This is a genomic window from Providencia huaxiensis (assembly GCF_002843235.3).
GTDB classification, from domain to species: domain Bacteria; phylum Pseudomonadota; class Gammaproteobacteria; order Enterobacterales; family Enterobacteriaceae; genus Providencia; species Providencia huaxiensis.
The window spans coordinates 2,078,141-2,096,915 of record NZ_CP031123.2; the positions used below are offsets into that span (position 1 = coordinate 2,078,141).

At 40.5% G+C, this 18,775-nt stretch carries 17 protein-coding genes; 6 read left to right on the top strand and 11 right to left on the bottom strand.

Annotated elements, in window-relative coordinates; translation table 11 throughout:
- Positions 1-161 precede the first annotated feature (161 nt).
- Positions 162-1,376 (top strand): pyridoxal phosphate-dependent aminotransferase, encoded by a 1,215-nt coding sequence (locus CYG50_RS11410; RefSeq protein ID WP_004259802.1) that lies wholly within the window; start codon positions 162-164, stop codon positions 1,374-1,376.
- Between the two features lie 407 nt (positions 1,377-1,783).
- The gene (gene yfbR / locus CYG50_RS11415; RefSeq protein ID WP_102137639.1) at positions 1,784-2,365 is read left to right on the top strand and encodes a 5'-deoxynucleotidase; all 582 of its coding nucleotides are present in this window, start codon (positions 1,784-1,786) and stop codon (positions 2,363-2,365) included.
- Between the two features lie 50 nt (positions 2,366-2,415).
- Here the strand turns inward: yfbR and CYG50_RS23100 are convergent, their stop codons facing one another.
- From CYG50_RS23100 to yfbV, 5 genes are all read right to left on the bottom strand, one after another.
- The gene (locus CYG50_RS23100) at positions 2,416-2,832 is read right to left on the bottom strand and encodes a hypothetical protein (protein ID WP_229597463.1); all 417 of its coding nucleotides are present in this window, start codon (positions 2,830-2,832) and stop codon (positions 2,416-2,418) included.
- Positions 2,833-2,998: 166 nt separating this feature from the next.
- Positions 2,999-4,831: an SLC13 family permease gene (locus CYG50_RS11425; RefSeq protein WP_102137638.1), complete on the bottom strand. Its 1,833-nt coding sequence runs from the start codon at positions 4,829-4,831 to the stop codon at positions 2,999-3,001.
- An 88-nt stretch (positions 4,832-4,919) separates the two neighbouring features.
- The gene (locus CYG50_RS11430) at positions 4,920-5,594 is read right to left on the bottom strand and encodes a sugar phosphatase (protein ID WP_102137637.1); all 675 of its coding nucleotides are present in this window, start codon (positions 5,592-5,594) and stop codon (positions 4,920-4,922) included.
- A gap of 392 nt (positions 5,595-5,986) precedes the next feature.
- Positions 5,987-6,481 carry a YfbU family protein gene (locus CYG50_RS11435; protein WP_102137636.1) on the bottom strand — a complete coding sequence of 165 codons (495 nt, stop codon included), beginning with the start codon at positions 6,479-6,481 and terminating at the stop codon, positions 5,987-5,989.
- A 139-nt stretch (positions 6,482-6,620) separates the two neighbouring features.
- Positions 6,621-7,076 (bottom strand): terminus macrodomain insulation protein YfbV, encoded by a 456-nt coding sequence (gene yfbV, locus CYG50_RS11440; protein WP_102137635.1) that lies wholly within the window; start codon positions 7,074-7,076, stop codon positions 6,621-6,623.
- Between the two features lie 594 nt (positions 7,077-7,670).
- Between yfbV and ackA the strand changes: the two genes are divergently transcribed.
- The 3 genes from ackA to CYG50_RS11455 all read left to right on the top strand — a co-directional run bounded on the left by ackA (position 7,671) and on the right by CYG50_RS11455 (position 11,937).
- Positions 7,671-8,873: an acetate kinase gene (gene ackA / locus CYG50_RS11445; RefSeq protein ID WP_102137634.1), complete on the top strand. Its 1,203-nt coding sequence runs from the start codon at positions 7,671-7,673 to the stop codon at positions 8,871-8,873.
- Positions 8,874-8,960: 87 nt separating this feature from the next.
- Positions 8,961-11,090 carry a phosphate acetyltransferase gene (gene pta / locus CYG50_RS11450; RefSeq protein ID WP_181490151.1) on the top strand — a complete coding sequence of 710 codons (2,130 nt, stop codon included), beginning with the start codon at positions 8,961-8,963 and terminating at the stop codon, positions 11,088-11,090.
- A 196-nt stretch (positions 11,091-11,286) separates the two neighbouring features.
- Positions 11,287-11,937 (top strand): DUF3313 domain-containing protein, encoded by a 651-nt coding sequence (locus CYG50_RS11455; RefSeq protein ID WP_102137632.1) that lies wholly within the window; start codon positions 11,287-11,289, stop codon positions 11,935-11,937.
- A 48-nt stretch (positions 11,938-11,985) separates the two neighbouring features.
- Here CYG50_RS11455 and CYG50_RS11460 read toward each other — a convergent pair whose 3' ends face one another.
- From CYG50_RS11460 to yfcD, 4 genes are all read right to left on the bottom strand, one after another.
- Positions 11,986-13,428: a sodium:solute symporter family protein gene (locus tag CYG50_RS11460; RefSeq protein WP_102137631.1), complete on the bottom strand. Its 1,443-nt coding sequence runs from the start codon at positions 13,426-13,428 to the stop codon at positions 11,986-11,988.
- Positions 13,425-13,622 carry a DUF3311 domain-containing protein gene (locus tag CYG50_RS11465; RefSeq protein WP_102137630.1) on the bottom strand — a complete coding sequence of 66 codons (198 nt, stop codon included), beginning with the start codon at positions 13,620-13,622 and terminating at the stop codon, positions 13,425-13,427. The genes CYG50_RS11460 and CYG50_RS11465 overlap by 4 nt, the downstream gene beginning before the upstream one ends.
- Before the next feature lie 18 nt (positions 13,623-13,640).
- Positions 13,641-14,870 carry a M24 family metallopeptidase gene (locus CYG50_RS11470; RefSeq protein ID WP_181490111.1) on the bottom strand — a complete coding sequence of 410 codons (1,230 nt, stop codon included), beginning with the start codon at positions 14,868-14,870 and terminating at the stop codon, positions 13,641-13,643.
- A gap of 244 nt (positions 14,871-15,114) precedes the next feature.
- Positions 15,115-15,657, bottom strand: coding sequence for an NUDIX hydrolase YfcD (yfcD, locus tag CYG50_RS11475; RefSeq protein ID WP_102137628.1), 543 nt, complete (start codon positions 15,655-15,657; stop codon positions 15,115-15,117).
- 482 nt (positions 15,658-16,139) lie between these two features.
- On the opposite strand from yfcD, the gene CYG50_RS11480 reads away from it, so the two are divergent.
- Positions 16,140-17,051, top strand: coding sequence for a TIGR01777 family oxidoreductase (locus CYG50_RS11480; RefSeq protein WP_102137627.1), 912 nt, complete (start codon positions 16,140-16,142; stop codon positions 17,049-17,051).
- Between the two features lie 3 nt (positions 17,052-17,054).
- Here CYG50_RS11480 and CYG50_RS11485 read toward each other — a convergent pair whose 3' ends face one another.
- Together CYG50_RS11485 and CYG50_RS11490 are read right to left on the bottom strand one after the other, a co-directional pair.
- On the bottom strand, positions 17,055-17,627 hold the full coding sequence (locus CYG50_RS11485) for a UbiX family flavin prenyltransferase (protein ID WP_102137626.1): 573 nt from the start codon (positions 17,625-17,627) through the stop codon (positions 17,055-17,057).
- A 104-nt stretch (positions 17,628-17,731) separates the two neighbouring features.
- A complete protein-coding gene (locus CYG50_RS11490) occupies positions 17,732-18,556 on the bottom strand; it encodes a YwqG family protein (protein ID WP_102137625.1) in 825 nt (274 codons plus the stop codon).
- Positions 18,557-18,775 lie beyond the last annotated feature (219 nt).

The window sequence follows — 18,775 nt, forward strand, 5'->3', positions numbered from 1 at the left end:
TAACCTAAGTAAGATAATAAGATACCAAACATTACATTTACGCGTAAACCAACCTTTTACACCAAAAATAACCTTGCATCTTCAAAAGCTTCTGAGGGAAGAGTACAGTAAAGGAATAACGCCGGCTCGACCAATGTAACCCTTAGGGTAATGAGAGAACTATGAATAATCTAACTAAATCCAGTAAGCTCGATAATGTTTGCTATGACATTCGTGGGCCCGTATTAAAAGAAGCTAAGCGCCTAGAAGAAGAAGGCAACAAAGTCCTCAAACTCAATATTGGTAACCCGGCCCCGTTTGGCTTTGAAGCCCCAGATGAAATCCTAGTCGATGTCTTACGTAATCTGCCGAGCTCTCAAGGTTATTGTGATTCCAAAGGGCTCTATTCTGCACGTAAAGCTATCGTCCAGCACTACCAAGCTCGAGGTATTCACGAAATGACGGTAGAAGATGTTTACATTGGTAATGGTGTATCTGAGCTTATCGTCCAAGCGATGCAAGCACTGCTTAATAATGGCGATGAAATGTTAGTCCCTGCCCCTGATTACCCACTATGGACTGCTGCAGTTTCCCTTTCTGGTGGGAAAGCCGTTCATTATATGTGTGATGAGCAGCAAGGTTGGATGCCTGATATTGAAGATATTCGCAAAAAGATCACCCCAAGAACGCGTGGGATTGTGGTTATCAACCCAAATAACCCAACCGGTGCTGTCTACAGCAAAGATCTATTAATGGAAATTGTCGAGTTGGCTCGTCAGCACAATCTTATTATCTATGCTGATGAAATTTACGACAAAATTCTTTATGATGATGCTGTGCATCACTCGATTGCCGCCCTCGCCCCTGATTTATTAACCATCACCTTTAATGGTTTATCGAAAACGTATCGCGTCGCTGGCTTCCGCCAAGGTTGGATGGTATTAAACGGCCCGAAAAAACATGCTAAAAGCTACATTGAAGGCTTAGAAATGCTAGCCTCTATGCGCCTATGTGCCAACGTGCCAATGCAACATGCTATTCAAACTGCATTGGGTGGCTATCAAAGTATTAGCGAATTCATTCAGCCGGGTGGCCGCTTATATGAGCAACGTAATCGTGCATGGGAATTGATCAACCAAATACCGGGTGTTTCATGTGTCAAACCGCAAGGTGCTCTTTACATGTTCCCGAAAATAGATATTAAACGATTTAATATCTATGACGACCAGAAAATGATTTTAGACCTGTTACTACAAGAAAAAGTACTATTAGTTCAGGGTACCGCATTCAACTGGCCTGAACCCGACCACTTTAGAATTGTTACATTACCTTATGCTGACGACCTTGAAATGGCGATTAATAAATTTGGCCGTTTCCTGGAAGGTTATCGCCAATAGAATTGGGTAAAATATAGAATAAAAGCCCCCAGCTCTGGAGGCTTTTTTATTCTAAATCTAGCCATCACTAATAGACTGTATTATTCTGATAATCAAAGAATGGAAATAAAATAAATTGCCACAAGGAAAAAGCCCAATAATATAAATGGAAAATATTTCATACTGCCTCTTTATTTATGGATTGAATATTCATTATATTTTTTTGATTACATAATTCAACACAATTAAAATATCAGTTAATTTACAATCTAAATTAGATAATATTATTAAGACGCTCTTAATTTGACAAAATAACATTAAAATACAGTCACTAAGTAGTAACCAATTAAAAAACAATAAATTTATATCACTGTCACTTTATTTCCGTTATAATTTTTGTTGTTTGTAGACACCATAAAAGAGGACTTATGAGCTACTTTTTCGCCCACCTTGCTAGAATGAAATTAATCCATCGTTGGCCGTTAATGCGTAATGTCCGAACTGAAAACGTTTCGGAACATAGCTTGCAAGTGGCTATGGTTGCCCATGCTCTTGCTATCATCAAGAATCGTCGATTCGGTGGTCAGGTTAATGCAGAACGAATAGCTATGTTAGCCATGTACCATGATGCGAGCGAAGTTATCACTGGGGATTTACCAACTCCGATTAAATATCATAATCAGCAAATTGCTCATGAATATAAAAAAATAGAGAAGTTCGCCCAGCAAAAATTACTCGAAATGCTACCAGAAGAACTGCGAGATGACTTCCGTGAGCTAATTATTGAAGATTTACAAACTGCTGAAGAACATTCATTGGTTAAACAAGCTGATTCACTATGTGCTTATTTGAAATGTTTAGAGGAACTTTCCGCAGGTAATAGTGAATTTAAACTTGCAAAAAAACGTCTAGAGAAAATATTAGAAGAAAGAAAAAGCCCTGAAATGAACTATTTTATGGAAAAATTTGTCCCAGGCTTTAAACTTTCCCTTGATGAAATCAGTAATTAATTTTTTAGTAGGAATAATAAATATTCCTACTCTGCATAAGCAGTTATTAATTATATTTCGTTAAATGCGGTAGAACAGTCAGACGATGACGGAAAATGCACATACAGCCGCTTGGAGTCCCCATTAACCCCCAATACCATTTTTCCTTTATCTTCGAAGGTAATAGAACAATAAAAACTCGATTTTGTACGATATTTTTTGCCACTTTTAGTTGTTATTTCAACAACCCAATAATCATATGAATCATTAACACCGAGCTCATATTTAAATGCAAAAATATCTTTCATAACAGCTTTATTTGCAATATTAGACAACGTTTGTGACCTAGGGTATTTTTTCGCACTGCTATTACTAAGGTTATTAATATAGTGTTCAATGACAACAGAACTTAAATCTTCCCCCCAAAAATTTTCAAATGTTGCCAAGCCCAAATAATATCTTTCTGGTGTAGCAGTTTCTTTATTCATATTAGATATTCCTCACATTAATTTGTCAGAAATAAGCTAGCATTTAGTTTATCAAATGAAAAAACGAATAAATATTAACGCTTACGTTTTTTTAATAGAAACCATCAATAACGATTTACTTTTCATTCGTTATTGATGGTAATTTTGAGATTATAAATAACAAAAATTAATTAAAGGGAAATAATACCGGTACGACCAAAATACTAATAAACATCACAATAATAGTGAATGGCACTCCCACTTTCAAAAAGTCAGAAAATTTATAACCCCCTGGCCCTAATACCAAAGTGTTAACAGGTGATGAAACAGGGGTCATAAACGCAGCTGATGCAGCAATACCAACAACCATAGCAAATGGCAACGGAGAAACCTCCATTTGACGTGCTGCAGCAATGGCAATTGGCGCCATCAATACCGCTGTTGCAGTGTTAGAAATAAACAAACCAATCGTAGCGCAAAGGATAAATAAACACAGCAGCATGACGTGCGGACCTAACCCACCCGCTATCTTCATCAAGGCATCAACTGCAAGTGCTATCCCGCCCGTTTCTTGCAATGCGAGCGCAAAAGGCATCATCCCAACAATTAATATGATACTCGGCCAGTGAATTGACTTATACGCACTTTCCATGTCGATACAGCGAAATTTTCCCATTAATAAACAGGCAATCAGTGCCGCAATAAAATTAGGAATTTCATTGGTCACCATCATCGCGACCATTAGTGCCAAGCAAAATAAAGCATGAGGAGCTTGAGAGGCGGCAGGGGCAACCGCTTCGACTTCAGCAGCTAGATTCAGGACAATAAAGTTCCGTGGCTTAGTCGATAAAACCCGGATTAATTTCCAATCACCAATGACTAATAAAATATCCCCTAATCTAAGCGGTTCATCAACTAGTTTTCCATCCAATGCCTTGCCATCACGACGAATACCAACAACGTTCAAACCATAGCGAGTACGAAATTTAATATCCTTTAACGATTTACCCAATAGTTCGGAATCTGGGTTCATCGATACTTCAGCCATGCCTACGTCTCGTGATTGCTCTGAAAAATAATCACCTCGTAAAATCATGGGTTCAAGGAGTTGTTCGCTACAAAACTGACGTAAGTCGTCATCACTCACAGAAATATCAATTAATAAGACATCTCGCTCGCGTAACTCCGTTCCCCCCGTCGCGCTCACCATCACACGACGGAATTTACGCCAACGCTCAATCCCTACCACGTTAGCTTCGTAGCGAGAGCGAAGATGCAGTTCATCAAGGGTATGGCCAATAAGCGGGGAACCTTTGCGGATAGCAAGACGGCGAGCTCTGCCTGTCAGCTTGTAATCTCGAATTAAATCACGGAAAGTACGCTGATATTTAACTGGTTGTTTATCAGGTTCGTTACTGCCTAGCCAGCGCCTTGTCAGCCACATGTAGGCGATACCCGCGAATAAAATTAAAATACCAATCGGGGTAATAGAGAAAAATTGAAAGCCTTTGATCCCTTCTCGTACCAATTCACTGTTCACCACCATATTAGGTGGCGTGGCCACCAGTGTCATCATCCCACTGATTAGCCCAGCGAAGCCTAATGGCATCATTAACCGGCTAGGGGACGTTTTCATGCGTGATGCGACACTTAAAACGACGGGGATGAAAATCGCCACCACCCCAGTGGAGCTCATAAAAGCCCCTAACCCAGCGACGGTGAGCATTAAGAAAACCAGCATTTTGCTTTCGCTGCTTCCTGCAACGCGAACAAGCCAGTCTCCCATTTGATAGGCTATCCCTGTGCGAACAAGGCCATCACCGATGACAAATAATGCAGCGATTAGCAAGACGTTAGGGTCAGCAAAACCGGCTGTAGCTTGTTCTAGCGTTAAAGTATCGCTCAATACAAACGCGACAATGACAAGTAACGCTACCACATCCATACGGATCTTATTTGTGGTAAATAAAACTATCGCAATTAATAGGAGGGTCAAGACCCACAGCAATTCTCCGTTCAAAATATCCCCTTTCGACGAAAAAAAACATTGCTAAGAATTTTATTCAGTTAAGCATGTTTTACGGAGAATTTCTTTGATTAAATCACCATTAAGTCAAATTAGACACGAAAAGTTCATAATCACCATTATTGTCAGGCCCCGTAACGGAAATTTGTGCCAGTGAACTCACAATTACTTGGATTTCATCACGACGCGGCATGCCTTCTGGCGCATGGACTGCGACCACTTGGCAGCCTGCTGTTAATGCAGAATGGATGCCTGCCTGCGCATCTTCAAAGGCAATGCAGGATTTTGTAGGAAGAGAAAGTGCTTGTGCCCCAAGTAAAAACGGTTCTGGATCTGGCTTACCTTTGGACACTTTTTCAAATGTTATCCAATGTTTAGGCTCTGGTAACCCTGCCGCTTGTTGACGGCCATGGGCAATTGGTACAGTACCAGAGGTGACAATCGCCCACGGCGCGCCAATTTCATTTAAACGCGATAGCAAAGCAATAGCGCCGGGTAAAGCAATAACGCCTTCAGTATCTTCACTTTCCATTTTTTCTAACCAGCGAAAATAACCCATAATTTCTTCATCATTCGCCTCAGGTAAAAAGTGACGCAAACTGGTTAATGCTGGCTTCCCATGAATAAAGTTAATAATTTCTTCAGGGCTTTTTCCTATTCGCTCACCAAATTTACACCAGCAACGCTCAACAACTGCCAGCGAATCCGCCAATGTGCCATCTAAATCAAATAGAAACCCTTTTGCCTTTAACTTCACATCTCCCCCTTTACCCTTTAATTGTGCAATTCGCATAACATAAAAAGTTGAATCGATTCTAGCCCACTAGTTAACGCTAAATAGGCATATATACGCAACCTCAATATTAAAAATAATTAAGAATTGAGCCTAAGACTTAGATTTGAATGCACTAGAGAGTTAAAACAGGAAAGAAATGTTAATTTGAAGTTGAAATTTTATACCTATTAATCCCATTTACTCTAAATAATTTGCCTTGTCTCTAGGCGATAAAGTGAAGTATGACGAGATTGCTCTAAATATTCACGCTGTAGCTAGGCGACTAGAGAAGATATCTCGGGGAACATACAAAAGTATGTGACCCGAGTAGCTGAATGTAGTCAACAACACTACAGCGCGAAGAATGATGAGTACTAAGCGTTGAAGATTTGGGATATCTCTACTGCTGATAAATGATACTGCCTTGGACACGCATGCCAAATCGCTAACATACGATTATATTTTTCCCACATTGGTGTTTGTGAGTTAAACCCATGCGTTCCACTGTCAAAGTGGGTATAACGCCCTTCTGTATTGACCATAAAACGAACATAGCTCAGATAACGCGCTTCTGTTGCCGCATCAAAGCCCAAAAATTGCACACGGCGGCCATCAATGTCTTCTTTATTAGCCATGTTGCTATAAGAGACTTGCAGTGCATGGTACATTTCCATGATATCAATAACAGTACGGCAGGTGTCTTCACTTAAATGGCCAAAGTCTCTGTCTAACTCACGCATTTGTAAACCGAAACCACGTTCAATAATGGTTTGTAAGCGGCGATAACGTTCTGCATTATCGGGGTCAAGCATGGTCATCATTTTATATTGATTAGATAAGATCAAGCGTTGTGCGTTAGTCATTTCCATCATGGTTCTCCCACTAAAAAGTATGGCTTATCTTCGCATTCAACATCAATCATAGACAGTGAAAACATCGCTTTTATTGATCTAAACACGTTTTTTGCATTACTTATTGTTAAATCTACCTTTTAATGGAAATCATCTCTTAGATATCTTCCAAAAAGGAACGATCCAGCTGCTTAAACGCACGTTTTAGTAAATCAGCTAACGCCATATAATCGGGTTGCTGTTCAATCGGTGCCATGACAATACCCGCTTCGGTAAATTTATCACGGATCTCGTGAAACCAGCTCAACAAGCTCGATGGCAGAGGCGTCGCAGCACGTTTTCCTAACCACCATAAACCTTGCATTGGCAAACTACAGGCAAACAGTGCCGTTGCAATGGCGGGACCAAGTTGCCCACCTAATGCGATTTGCCATGCTAATGTGAAAATTGCAATGGGTGGCATAAAACGAATACCAAAGCGAACAGCCTTGTTAATGCGAATTTCGGGGAAGATTGGCGACAGTTTTTTCTCCATAGGAAAAGTCTTCAGATAGTGGTTACCTAATCTAAAGCGTTTAAAAAAACCGGGCGGTGTACTTTGTAATGTACTCATGAAACGTTTCCTATCGACTTCTTAAAAACTGAGGCAATAATTTATAGATTGCACGATGGTAAAATGATAGCACATTTAAGATAACGAAATTATTTCATTACATTTACCTTAAGTTAAGTCATTTTACTAAATATCAGCTATTCTAATAGCAATGTAACCCTGTGCTATAACACCACTTTATACGTCACTTATGATTTTAATCAATCAAAGCCCCTATTTTTAAAAAAAACGTATAAAATATAAAATAATTTTAGTAGAATCTACCGCATTTAGAATTGCTGTTGCATTTGTTACTTTTTAGCTTTATCCATCTTCAAAACGGAAGATAGACAACAGTTATATATTGGGGTTATTGGTCGTTATTTCAACACTAGATGCAAAGGTTTACTTTTATAACCCTTTGCTGGAAAGAATAGCGCCTGTTTTATCAACCCCATAAAGGTCTCACGATCTTTAACTTTTTCGCCTTTAACATGATATCAATCATGATGTTTCAGGTCATAAATACGCTAGGCTTTAGCAGTATATTTTTAATCTGAGTCTTTTCATGTTGTTTAAAAGGCTTCACAACAACAATTAACGATAGGTATTTCCATGTCAAGTAAGCTGGTACTGGTTCTAAACTGCGGTAGCTCCTCACTGAAATTCGCCATCATCGACCCAACTAATGGCGATGAATTTTTATCTGGATTAGCTGAGTGCTTTAACCTCCCGGAAGCCCGTATTAAGTGGAAAATGGATGGTGCTAAGAAAGAAGCGCCTTTAGGTGCTGGTGCAGCGCATAGCGAAGCATTGGATTTCATTGTTAACACTATTCTTGCTGAAAAACCTGAGCTATCAGAGCAAATCACCTCCATTGGCCACCGTATTGTTCATGGTGGTGAGAAATTCACCTCTTCTGTATTAATTACAGACGAAGTGATTGAAGGCATCGAAGCGGCTATTCCATTCGCGCCATTACATAACCCTGCTCACCTTATCGGTATTGAAGAAGCAAGAAAATCTTTCCCGCATCTGATCAACAAGAATGTCGCTGTCTTTGATACCGCATTCCATCAGACCATGCCGCAGGAAGCTTATCTGTATGCATTGCCATACGAACTATATTCAGAGCATAGTATCCGCCGTTATGGTGCGCACGGTACAAGCCATTACTATGTTTCCCGTGAAGCTGCGAAAAAACTCAACAAATCTGTTGATGATCTAAACGTTATCACTTGCCACTTAGGCAACGGTGGTTCTGTTACTGCTATTGTTAATGGTAAATGTGTAGATACGTCAATGGGCTTAACGCCATTAGAAGGTCTGGTAATGGGAACTCGTAGTGGTGATATCGACCCTGCAATTATTTTCCATTTACATGATTCTTTAGGCATGAGCGTTGATCAAATCAACAAAATGCTGACTAAAGAGTCTGGTTTATTAGGTTTAACTGGCGTAACTAGCGACTGCCGCTACGTTGAAGACAACTACGGCACTAAAGAAGATGCCACTCGCGCAATGGATGTTTTCTGCCATCGTTTAGCTAAATACGTTGGTGCATACAGTGCACTGATGGAAGGCCGTCTTGACGCTATCATCTTCACAGGTGGTATTGGTGAAAACTCAGCGCAAGTTCGTGAAATTACTTTGAAGAAACTGGCTATCCTTGGTTTCGAATATGACCATGAGCGTAACTTAGCAGCACGCTTCGGTAAAGAAGGTTTAATCACCACCGATAACAGCCGCCCTGCTCTGGTTATCGCAACCAATGAAGAGTTGGTTATCGCCCAAGATACTGCGCGTTTAACCGCATAAGCAACTTCTACCGCCAGCAACATGCTGGCGGTATCGTTTTGTCATTAGAGTAACCGAAATAAAGAGGTTCCCGTGTCCCGTACAATTATGTTAATACCTACTGGCACCAGCGTTGGCTTAACTAGCGTTAGCCTAGGTGTCGTTCGCTCAATGGAACAAAAAGGTGTTCAATTAAGCGTTTTCAAACCTATCGCACAGCCACGCGTCTCTGGCAACAAAGACCAAACCACTGAAGTCCTGCGCTCTCATTCAAGTATTACTACCATTGTTGAACCCTTAACAATGGAATACGTTGAATCGCTACTGACCTCTTCCAAAAAAGATGTGTTAATGGAAGAAATCGTCGCTCGTTATCATGACCACACAAAAAATGCGGAAGTGATTTTAATTGAAGGTTTAGTGCCAACACGTAAACATTCATTTGCTCAATCATTAAACTATGAAATTGCCAAAACATTAGGCGCAGAGATTGTTTTTGTCACTGCACCAGGCAATAGCTCCATTACGCAAATGCAAGAACGTTTAGAGTTAGTACGCAACGAATTTGGCGGCCAACGTAATAAAAATATTATCGGTGTTATTATTAACAAGGTGAATGCGCCTGTTGATGAGCAAGGCCGTACTCGCCCTGATCTGTCTGAAATCTTTGATGATTCAACTAAAGCGACAGTGGCTAACCTCGATACTAAGCAACTTTCTGCGCTGAATTTACCTGTACTTGCATCCATTCCATGGAACTTTGATTTAATTGCCACTCGTGCTATGGACATGGCAAGGCACTTAGGTGCAGAAGTTGTTAACGAAGGTGAAATCAAAACCCGTCGCGTTAAATCTGTGACTTTCTGCGCACGTAGCATCCCTCACATGCTTGAGCACTTCCGCCCTGGCTCACTATTAGTGACCTCCGCAGATCGCCCTGATGTGTTAGTTTCTGCATCACTAGCGGCAATGAATGGTGTTGAAATCGGTGCGGTTCTACTAACGGGTGGCTACAACATTGACCCGCCTATTCGCCAACTGTGTGAACAAGCGTTCGAAACAGGCCTGCCGGTGTTTATGGTGAAAAGCAATACATGGCAAACATCACTGAATCTGCAAAGCTTTAGCTTAGAAGTCCCTGCAGATGACCACGAACGTATTGAAAAAATTCAAAACTACGTGGCTCGTCATATTAGTAGCGATTGGATCGAATCACTGGTTGCAGACTCTGAGCGCCCTAACCGCCTCTCACCACCTGCTTTCCGTTATCAGTTAACTGAATTAGCGCGTAAAGCTGGCAAACGTATCGTTCTTCCTGAAGGCGACGAGCCACGTACCGTTAAAGCTGCATCTATCTGTGCAGAACGCGGCATCGCAACTTGTGTACTGTTAGGTAACCCAGAAGACATTCGTCGCGTTGCGGCAGCGCAAGGTATTGAGCTCGGCACTGGCATTGAAATTGTCGACCCAGTTAAAGTACGTGAAGAGTACGTTGCTCGCCTCGTTGAATTACGTAAGAGCAAAGGAATGACTGAGGTTGTTGCTCGCGAGCAATTAGAAGATAACGTCGTATTAGGGACATTAATGCTGGAAAAAGGCGAAGTTGATGGCCTAGTTTCTGGTGCAGTTCATACGACGGCAAATACTATTCGTCCACCGCTACAATTAATTAAAACAGCACCGGGCAGCTCATTAGTTTCTTCTGTTTTCTTTATGCTATTACCTGAGCAAGTGTTTGTTTATGGTGACTGCGCTATCAATCCAGATCCAACTGCAGAGCAATTATCAGAAATCGCTATCCAATCTGCTGATTCCGCAAAAGCGTTCGGTATTGACCCACGCGTTGCGATGATCTCTTATTCTACTGGTGATTCAGGTGCAGGTAGTGACGTTGAGAAAGTGCGTGAAGCAACACGTTTAGCAAAAGAAAAACGCCCAGACTTAATCATCGATGGCCCATTACAATATGATGCGGCAGTGATGGCTGACGTTGCTAAATCTAAAGCGCCTAATTCGCCAGTTGCAGGTAAAGCGACCGTATTTATCTTCCCTGACTTGAATACCGGTAATACCACTTATAAAGCAGTACAACGTTCTGCTGACTTAGTGTCTATTGGTCCAATGCTGCAAGGTATGCGTAAGCCTGTCAATGACTTGTCTCGTGGTGCATTAGTTGATGACATCGTTTATACGGTTGCATTAACTGCAATCCAAGCCGTACAAAACGAAAACGCATAATTCATCTCTATGATGTAAAAAAGCGCTCAGTTGAGCGCTTTTTTTATATTTGAAACCAATAAGCACAAATAAACAAATTAATTACCATAAAACTATCATCTAGTTTATTAGTCGCATTTTTTATTAACTATATCAAATTTACAGATGATAGCATTCGCACTAATTTTTTGTGTCGCATCATAGCAATGGTAATAATATGAATCACCTAACTAAAAATCTTATAATCATAATCGGTACTTTATTCCTAGCATCTTGTTCTAGTCGCCTTCCTTCCTCAACAGAACAATCAAATTTTTTGAGCAACTATGACCGTTTATCTGAAGTTAAAACGCCGTCTGGCAATATAATCAAAGCATGGCATTCAGACCAACTAAATACAACTCAAAAAAATAAGCTTATTTTTACCCCTATAAAATTTAAACCGCTTAATGAACATAATAAAATAAATGAAAAATTCGCAACGGTTCTACTTAATTACACGAATCAACAGGTCAAAAAAGAGCTAGAAAAGCACTTTGAATTAACCCAAACACCAGGGCCTAATACATTACAATTTGCAGGTGTCATTACCTCTGTTAGCGCAACTGCCGAGGAACTCAAACCCTATGAAGTTTTACCTGTTATGTTAGTAATAGCAGGAACCCAACTTGCAGTAGGAAGCCGAGATGCTGACACGAATATTTATTTTGAATGGAAAGTCACTGACTCACAAACTGGGTTGCCTTTATATGAAGCCATTAGGAAAAACAGTGGGAACCAATTAAGTAATACTGAACAGGTGATAACCTTAGAAGACTTAAAGGACGCTGTTGATATTATCGCGGATGAAGTTGTTCCAAATGCATAATATGTCATTACGGATGGTAAATAAAATTACCATCCGTAATTTAATAGACTATCTTTTACGCGTAAATAATGACACCACTACTGCAACAATAATATTCAGAATAAATGCCGCAATACCGATATTCATGAAACTTAAACTTTCCCCTAACCAAGGGAACAATTGTGCTAACGAAATTTTCTCGATATAGGTTACCGCAAGGAATAAAACTCCCGCAGAAATCCCACAAATAGCACCTGCTGGTGTCATTGGGTTTTGTTGTTTAAAGCTCATCAATAAAGCAGGGAAAAACTGTGCAACAATATTCACGCCGAGTAACATAATCGCTACGAGAGTATCGTTACTGTGGAAAATAAAATACAAGCTGACTAACGCAACAACAGGCACCATAAAGCGTGCATAAACACCTGACTGGCGTTTTTCTTCACTCACACCCATCGCTTTTTGCACAACGCCTGCTAGCATATTGGAGGTGGTTAACAACAACATCGATCCTGGAACTAATGCCGTTAGCATACCCGCAGCGCCAATAAAACCGACAACAATAGGTGAGAAGGTGCTTTTAGATATCTCAAACAGCGATAAATCCACCGCGGCCCCTTCAAGATGCGGAATTTGCAATATAGACGCATAGCCGACAAAAAAAGCAAATAGCATAATCAAGCTGTAAGCTGGGATCAAAATACTATTACGTTTCAGAGATTTCTCATCTTTTGCGGTAAACACTGCGGCCATATAGTGTGGCCAACAGAAATAGGCAACCACAGATAAGAATATTGTCGAAATATACCAAGGAATATTAAGCCCTGTTTCGGAGAAGGTTAAAAAGCTTGGCATTGCCGTATCTATCGCTTTAAACATCTCCCCAAAGCTACCGTAATAATGAAGTGGGATATAAATACCGATAAACACCACCACAATTAAAATCATTAGATCTTTCAGAGCTGATGTCCAAGCTGAGCCATGAATACCTGAAATCATCACAAACAACGTCACTGCGATAATTCCAATCCAAATGGCAATATCAGCTGGAATTGCACCATAAGACGCTTGAGAAACAATAATGCCTAATCCTTTGAGCTGCAAAACAAATAAAGGCACCATCGCAGCAATAGAAATTAAGCTAATTAATAACCCTAACCCCGGGCTTTGATATTTCTTGGTAAATAACTCAGAAATCGTTCTGACATCATTATCTTTTGCGAAGCGCCATACTCTTGGGTGTACCCAATATAAAAAGATCCCCATAAACGCATTGACCGCTAAGGTATATAGGATTGCAGGGCCTTTTCCGTAAGCCCAGCCGCTCCCACCGAGGAAGGTAAATGTGGTATATATTTCCCCTGCACTTAATAAGAAAACCAGCAGTGCGCCGTAACTACGCCCACCGACAGACCATCCTTCGTGATCCATCGTTTTTCCTTTTTTAGCGCGGATAGCTAAATAAATACTAAAAAAGAAAAATGCAGTGATGATAATTAATGAGGAACTCATGATGTTTCCTTAGTATTTTTATTATCTAATACATTGATTAGTAACATCACTAAAGCTGTAATAATCACCCATGCCACAATCCAAAACATTAAAAATGGCAAGCCCATCACAAAAGGCTCTACTTGGTTAACGAAATAAATGCCCACGGTTAATGCTAGGATTGGGAAAATAACTAAATAATGATACCACTTCATAGAAAATTCCTTATTCCATTACCCTAAAGAGACCAATTCACGGGGCAGATGACTTAGCATTTCAACACCATCTTCAGTGATGAGTAGCATATCTTCAATCATAATGCCGCCCACACCAATCCCGTAATATGGCGTTTCTAAACTCATGACCATCCCAGCTCGAAAGACTTCTGTCGTCGCAGCACTCACAAAAGGGGCTTCTTCTAACCCGACAAACACGCCATCCCCATGGCCTAGGTGCCCACGGTTATAATAAGGCAATCCCGAGGAACGGATCAGTGCCATTGTTTCATTAAAAACATCACTCAATGCGACACCGGGTGCAACTCGGCTTAGCATATATTGATGCCCCTTTAAAATGGTTTGATAAATAGCAGCGACTTTTTCATTCGGTTTACCAACCACAAATGTGCGTGCAATATCAGCGCCATAGCCTGCCACATCAACACCACAGTCAAATTTAATTAAATCACCTTCTTTTGCCGGCTGGTCATCTGGGATCATTTTGGGTGAAAAATCACTGCCAACTGAAATTAAATTGAAGCGGCTATAGTTCGTTTCAGGGAATTCCATCACTTTCGCTTTAAAAGCTGCGGTTAATTCTGCTGAAGTACAACCAACTCTAATTAATTTACTCGCAGCAGCAATACCAGCTTCTGTAATTTGTGCAGACTTTCTGAGGTGAGCAATTTCCCACTCACTTTTAATCATGCGTAATTCATTAAATAACGGTGAAGAGTCAACCAAATTTAGCCCAGGGATAACCTTATCCAGCCATACTTTTCCAGTATGTGTAATTTGGTTTAATTCAATCGCAACCGGTTTTCCATAAACGCCTGCATCTGACAACGCCTCTTTAAGTATATTAAAAATCGTTTCTATTGGGCTATTAATTGGCCTTGCCTTCATTACTTTGCCATTTTCAGGATTGTAAGGGTCGTCTACATCCACCCAAATTGGAAATGTTTTAATCTTTGCATTAGGCATTTGAAGTGACAAATTTGCCGCTTCAAATTCATTCATAATAACCAATGATTCAATAGACGGATCACGAAAAATAACCGCGATCGCAGAGCCTGTTTGCCTGAAAGTATACATAAAGAAGCTCGCAAAACCGGTTAAGTGATAGAAATTATCACCCACTGTTGCGATTAATGCTTCAATCCCTTCACGCTCCATAATCTCACGAGCTTTGTGGGTTACGTTCTCAAGGTGTTGTTGTTTCAAAAAAGTATTCTGTTTATTCATTATCATTTTTATTCTCTCGAAGCGTCATATCTACATCACGCAGTGCATCATATCGCAAACGATAAATGTTAAGATCTGCCACATTATATCTAGTGTGGAAATGAATACATCGTTTAACATACAAGTTTTTTATAACTAATAGTTATATATTAGCCAGAAATTAACTTTGCTAGAGATTTGATTTTAGGGAAAATAAAGAAAAGGACTAAATAAATTAGCCCTTTAATCATTTAAGTCTGAGTAGTTATAAGTTTTCAGCACAAGTGATGGTTTTTTCTAACTCATTATTACGCGTTAACCATAAAGAAAGCGCTTTGAGTGAATCTGGCGTAAATTCGTCACAGCGTGCACTGATCTCTTTCGGGGTCAACCAACTGACCTCAGCCACTTCAGACTCTTGTAAAGCGAATGGGCCATGGCTTACACAACTAAACAACCCGCCCCATACACGACAATGCGCATCTTCAAAATAAAAATGGCCATGTTCAGCAAAAGGAACACCTGCAATACCCAGCTCTTCTTCCGCTTCGCGCTTTGCAGAATCAAGGATGTTTTCACCTTTTGTAACGACTCCTCCTGCTGTTGCATCAAGGAAGCCGGGGTGAAAATCTTTAATGTCTGTGCGTCGTTGAACCAGTATTTTTCCCATTCCATCATGGACAACGATGTAAGTTGCACGATGGCGTAGGTTTTCTGCTCGCATTTGGCTACGTGTTGCCTGAGCAATCACCGTATTGTCTTCATCAACAATATCGACCCACTCAACGACTTCGGTTGGTTGTTCCATCCTGTAAACCTTTTATTTTTAAGCTAAAACTGCTTATATCATTAGACTGATTATTATTGTGTGCCAAACAATACTAATCTGCATTGATCCACAACTATAGAAACGATCCTAGCTGAATTTGTGATGGGTTGCCATCATAAAAAAACACTTCTTTATTACAATGATAATGAAATCCTGTTTCTTTAAGGTAGCCCAAGCAAATCATACAAATTGTGTTCACAAATGCTATAGTTAAATCATAACGCTGTAGTTTGTGACACTAATGAAAAGTTAATACGCAAAGTTGGTGTATTGTGACTAAGGTGACAGAACGTAGGCAACAACGCTGCGGTTTGAGTATATTGACAGGGGGTATCCCCTAAATAGTTCAAATTGCAGCTAGGCGCTAAGAGATGGCATCCTTAGGAGCATACACAAGTATGTGACTAAGGTGACAGAACGTAGGCAACAACGCTGCGGTTTGAAATATGACGGGGATGGCGATGAAGATACTCATAACAGGCGGCACCGGGCTAATCGGAACACCACTTATCCAAAAACTGATCTCTCTAGAGCATCAGGTTACTGTATTAAGCCGCTCTCCACAAAAAGTTTATAGCCATTTTTGCAAGGCTGTTGAGTGCTGGACGACGCTCAATGATCAAACTCACTTAAATGACTTTGATGCTGTCATTAACCTTGCTGGCGAACCCATCGCGGACAAGCGCTGGACAGAGGAACAAAAAAAATTATTGTGTGACAGCCGCTGGAAATTAACTCAACAGCTTAGTGAATTAATTACGGCCAGTGAAACACCACCTCGCGTATTTTTATCGGGTTCAGCCGTTGGTTATTATGGTAACCAAGGCCAATCAGTCGTCACAGAAGACGAACAGCCCCACGATGAATTTACTCACCAACTCACACAGCATTGGGAAGCTTTAGCCGCTAATGCACAATCAGAAAAAACGCGTGTTTGTTTATTACGCACCGGCTTAGTGTTATCAGCGAATGGCGGTTTACTTGCCAAAATTCTCCCCATTTTTAAAATGGGTGCGGGAGGTCCAATTGGTGACGGGAAACAATACATGCCATGGATACATATCAATGATATGGTTCGTGCGATTTGTTTTCTATTAGATACTCCAACACTCTCTGGCCCTTTTAATATGACCTCACCTTATCCGGTTCATAATGACTTATTTTCTGCCACATTAGGTGATGTTCTCAATCGCCCTTCATTTGTGCGAACACCCGCTTTTGTGATTAAGACCATTATGGGTGAATCTGCAGCGCTGGTCTTGGGTGGCCAACAGGCGATCCCCAAACGATTAGAAGAGGCAGGCTTTCAATTTGAACATATCGAATTAAAAGAAGCGCTTACTGACTTGCTTATTCCACATGCTGATCAGTAAATATTATTTCGCCCCCTGCCAGCGGTGAAATAGGTCTTGTTCTAGTTCGATATCAAACTGATCAAGAATGCGGTTAACCGTTTGGTCAATAATATCTTGGATTGTTTCAGGTTGGTGATAAAACGCAGGCATTGGGGGCATGATCACGGCTCCCATTTCTGCTGCTTGAACCATTAATTTCAAATGCCCAACATGCAATGGCGTTTCACGGACACCTAAAAGTAATTTTTTACCTTCTTTCAGTACCACGTCCGCCGCTCTAGTGACCAACGTATCTGTATAACTATGAACAATACCTGATAACGTCTTCATGGTACAAGGCATGATCACCATGCCAGCAGTACGGAACGACCCCGAAGAGATCGCAGCTGCGATATCGCGGCTATCATAGTTATGGTCAGCGAGCTGTTGAACCTCTTTGACACTGTAATCTGTTTCTAATGCTAATGTTTGTCGGGCAGCCGCACTCATCACCAAATGGGTTTCTACCTCTTTGACAGGTTTCAACACTTCAAGCAAGCGAACACCATAAATAGCCCCACTTGCCCCGGTTAACCCAATGATCAGTTTTTTCATTTCGCTGCCCTATTCACGATAACTCACCGTATTATATACAAATCTCACTAGAATGGCAGATACCAACGACGCTGTAGCTCTAGCTATGAGGAATTTTTTGGCTATCAGCCGCAATCCCAATTATACACGACTCGACTAAAATCACGTTTTTTCAGATCATCGGGGTGAATAAAGAAATTACCCACACCGATATCCCCCCAAAGGATCCCACTTTCATAATCACTATTGATTTGCAGAAGTAATTCATATTGTTGAATTTTTTCTTCATATTCCCTTGGGTCACTTTGGGTAAAAAATGGATAACCGCCAATGCAGTGAGCGCCTGACTCGAATGCATCACTATAAGGTTCAACCCATTCGTCGTAAAAGTCTTCACCTTCAAATTGGTCTTCATAATCGTAGAGGTTGTCGACCCCTAAAATTTTCTGACCAAATTGGAAATCATCGATACTGATGTACTGCTCCGCGAGCGCATATTCAATACGGCATTGACAGTCTATCGGTGTATAATAATCATCGCTGTGCGCTGCAATAACCTCAGAGAAATCTTGGGTTAATTGGTTTGAGTCTTCAATAATATCTTCCCAATAGACAACCCTGAAATCTTCTTGGTTTTGTCTGTCATTGAAATCGGCACCATATAAATCATCACCGCCAATAAAAAATTGCAAAATACCCTTTTCTGGATAATTTTCGAGTTTAGGCATTTGTGCAAAATTAATTTGTGCCAACAACTTTAAAGGAGTTCCTTCACTATTCGTCGGGTATTTTTCATTCAGTGGCAAATATGGCATACCACCGACTCGACTCTCCCATAACACAGTGTTTTCAATTGGGGTTAAGGCCATTGTAACAAGCGGCTTTTTAGTGGCTTTGATTTTATCTGCGAAAGGTTTAATTACATCAGGAAGGGAATTGAAGTCGACCATATAGCATTCCAAATAGACAGTTAATGTCCCTCTAGACTACTTGATTTTTACGTATTTAAAATCAGATATAACTGTAACTTATCCTTTCATTTCAAGTCATAGTTATAAAACTATAACTAATTTTCTAAATAGTTTCGGTTACAGCTAGGCGGCGAATGAAGCTATCCCAAGGAGCATACAAAAGTATGTGACTTGGGTAGCTGAATGAAGCCAACAACG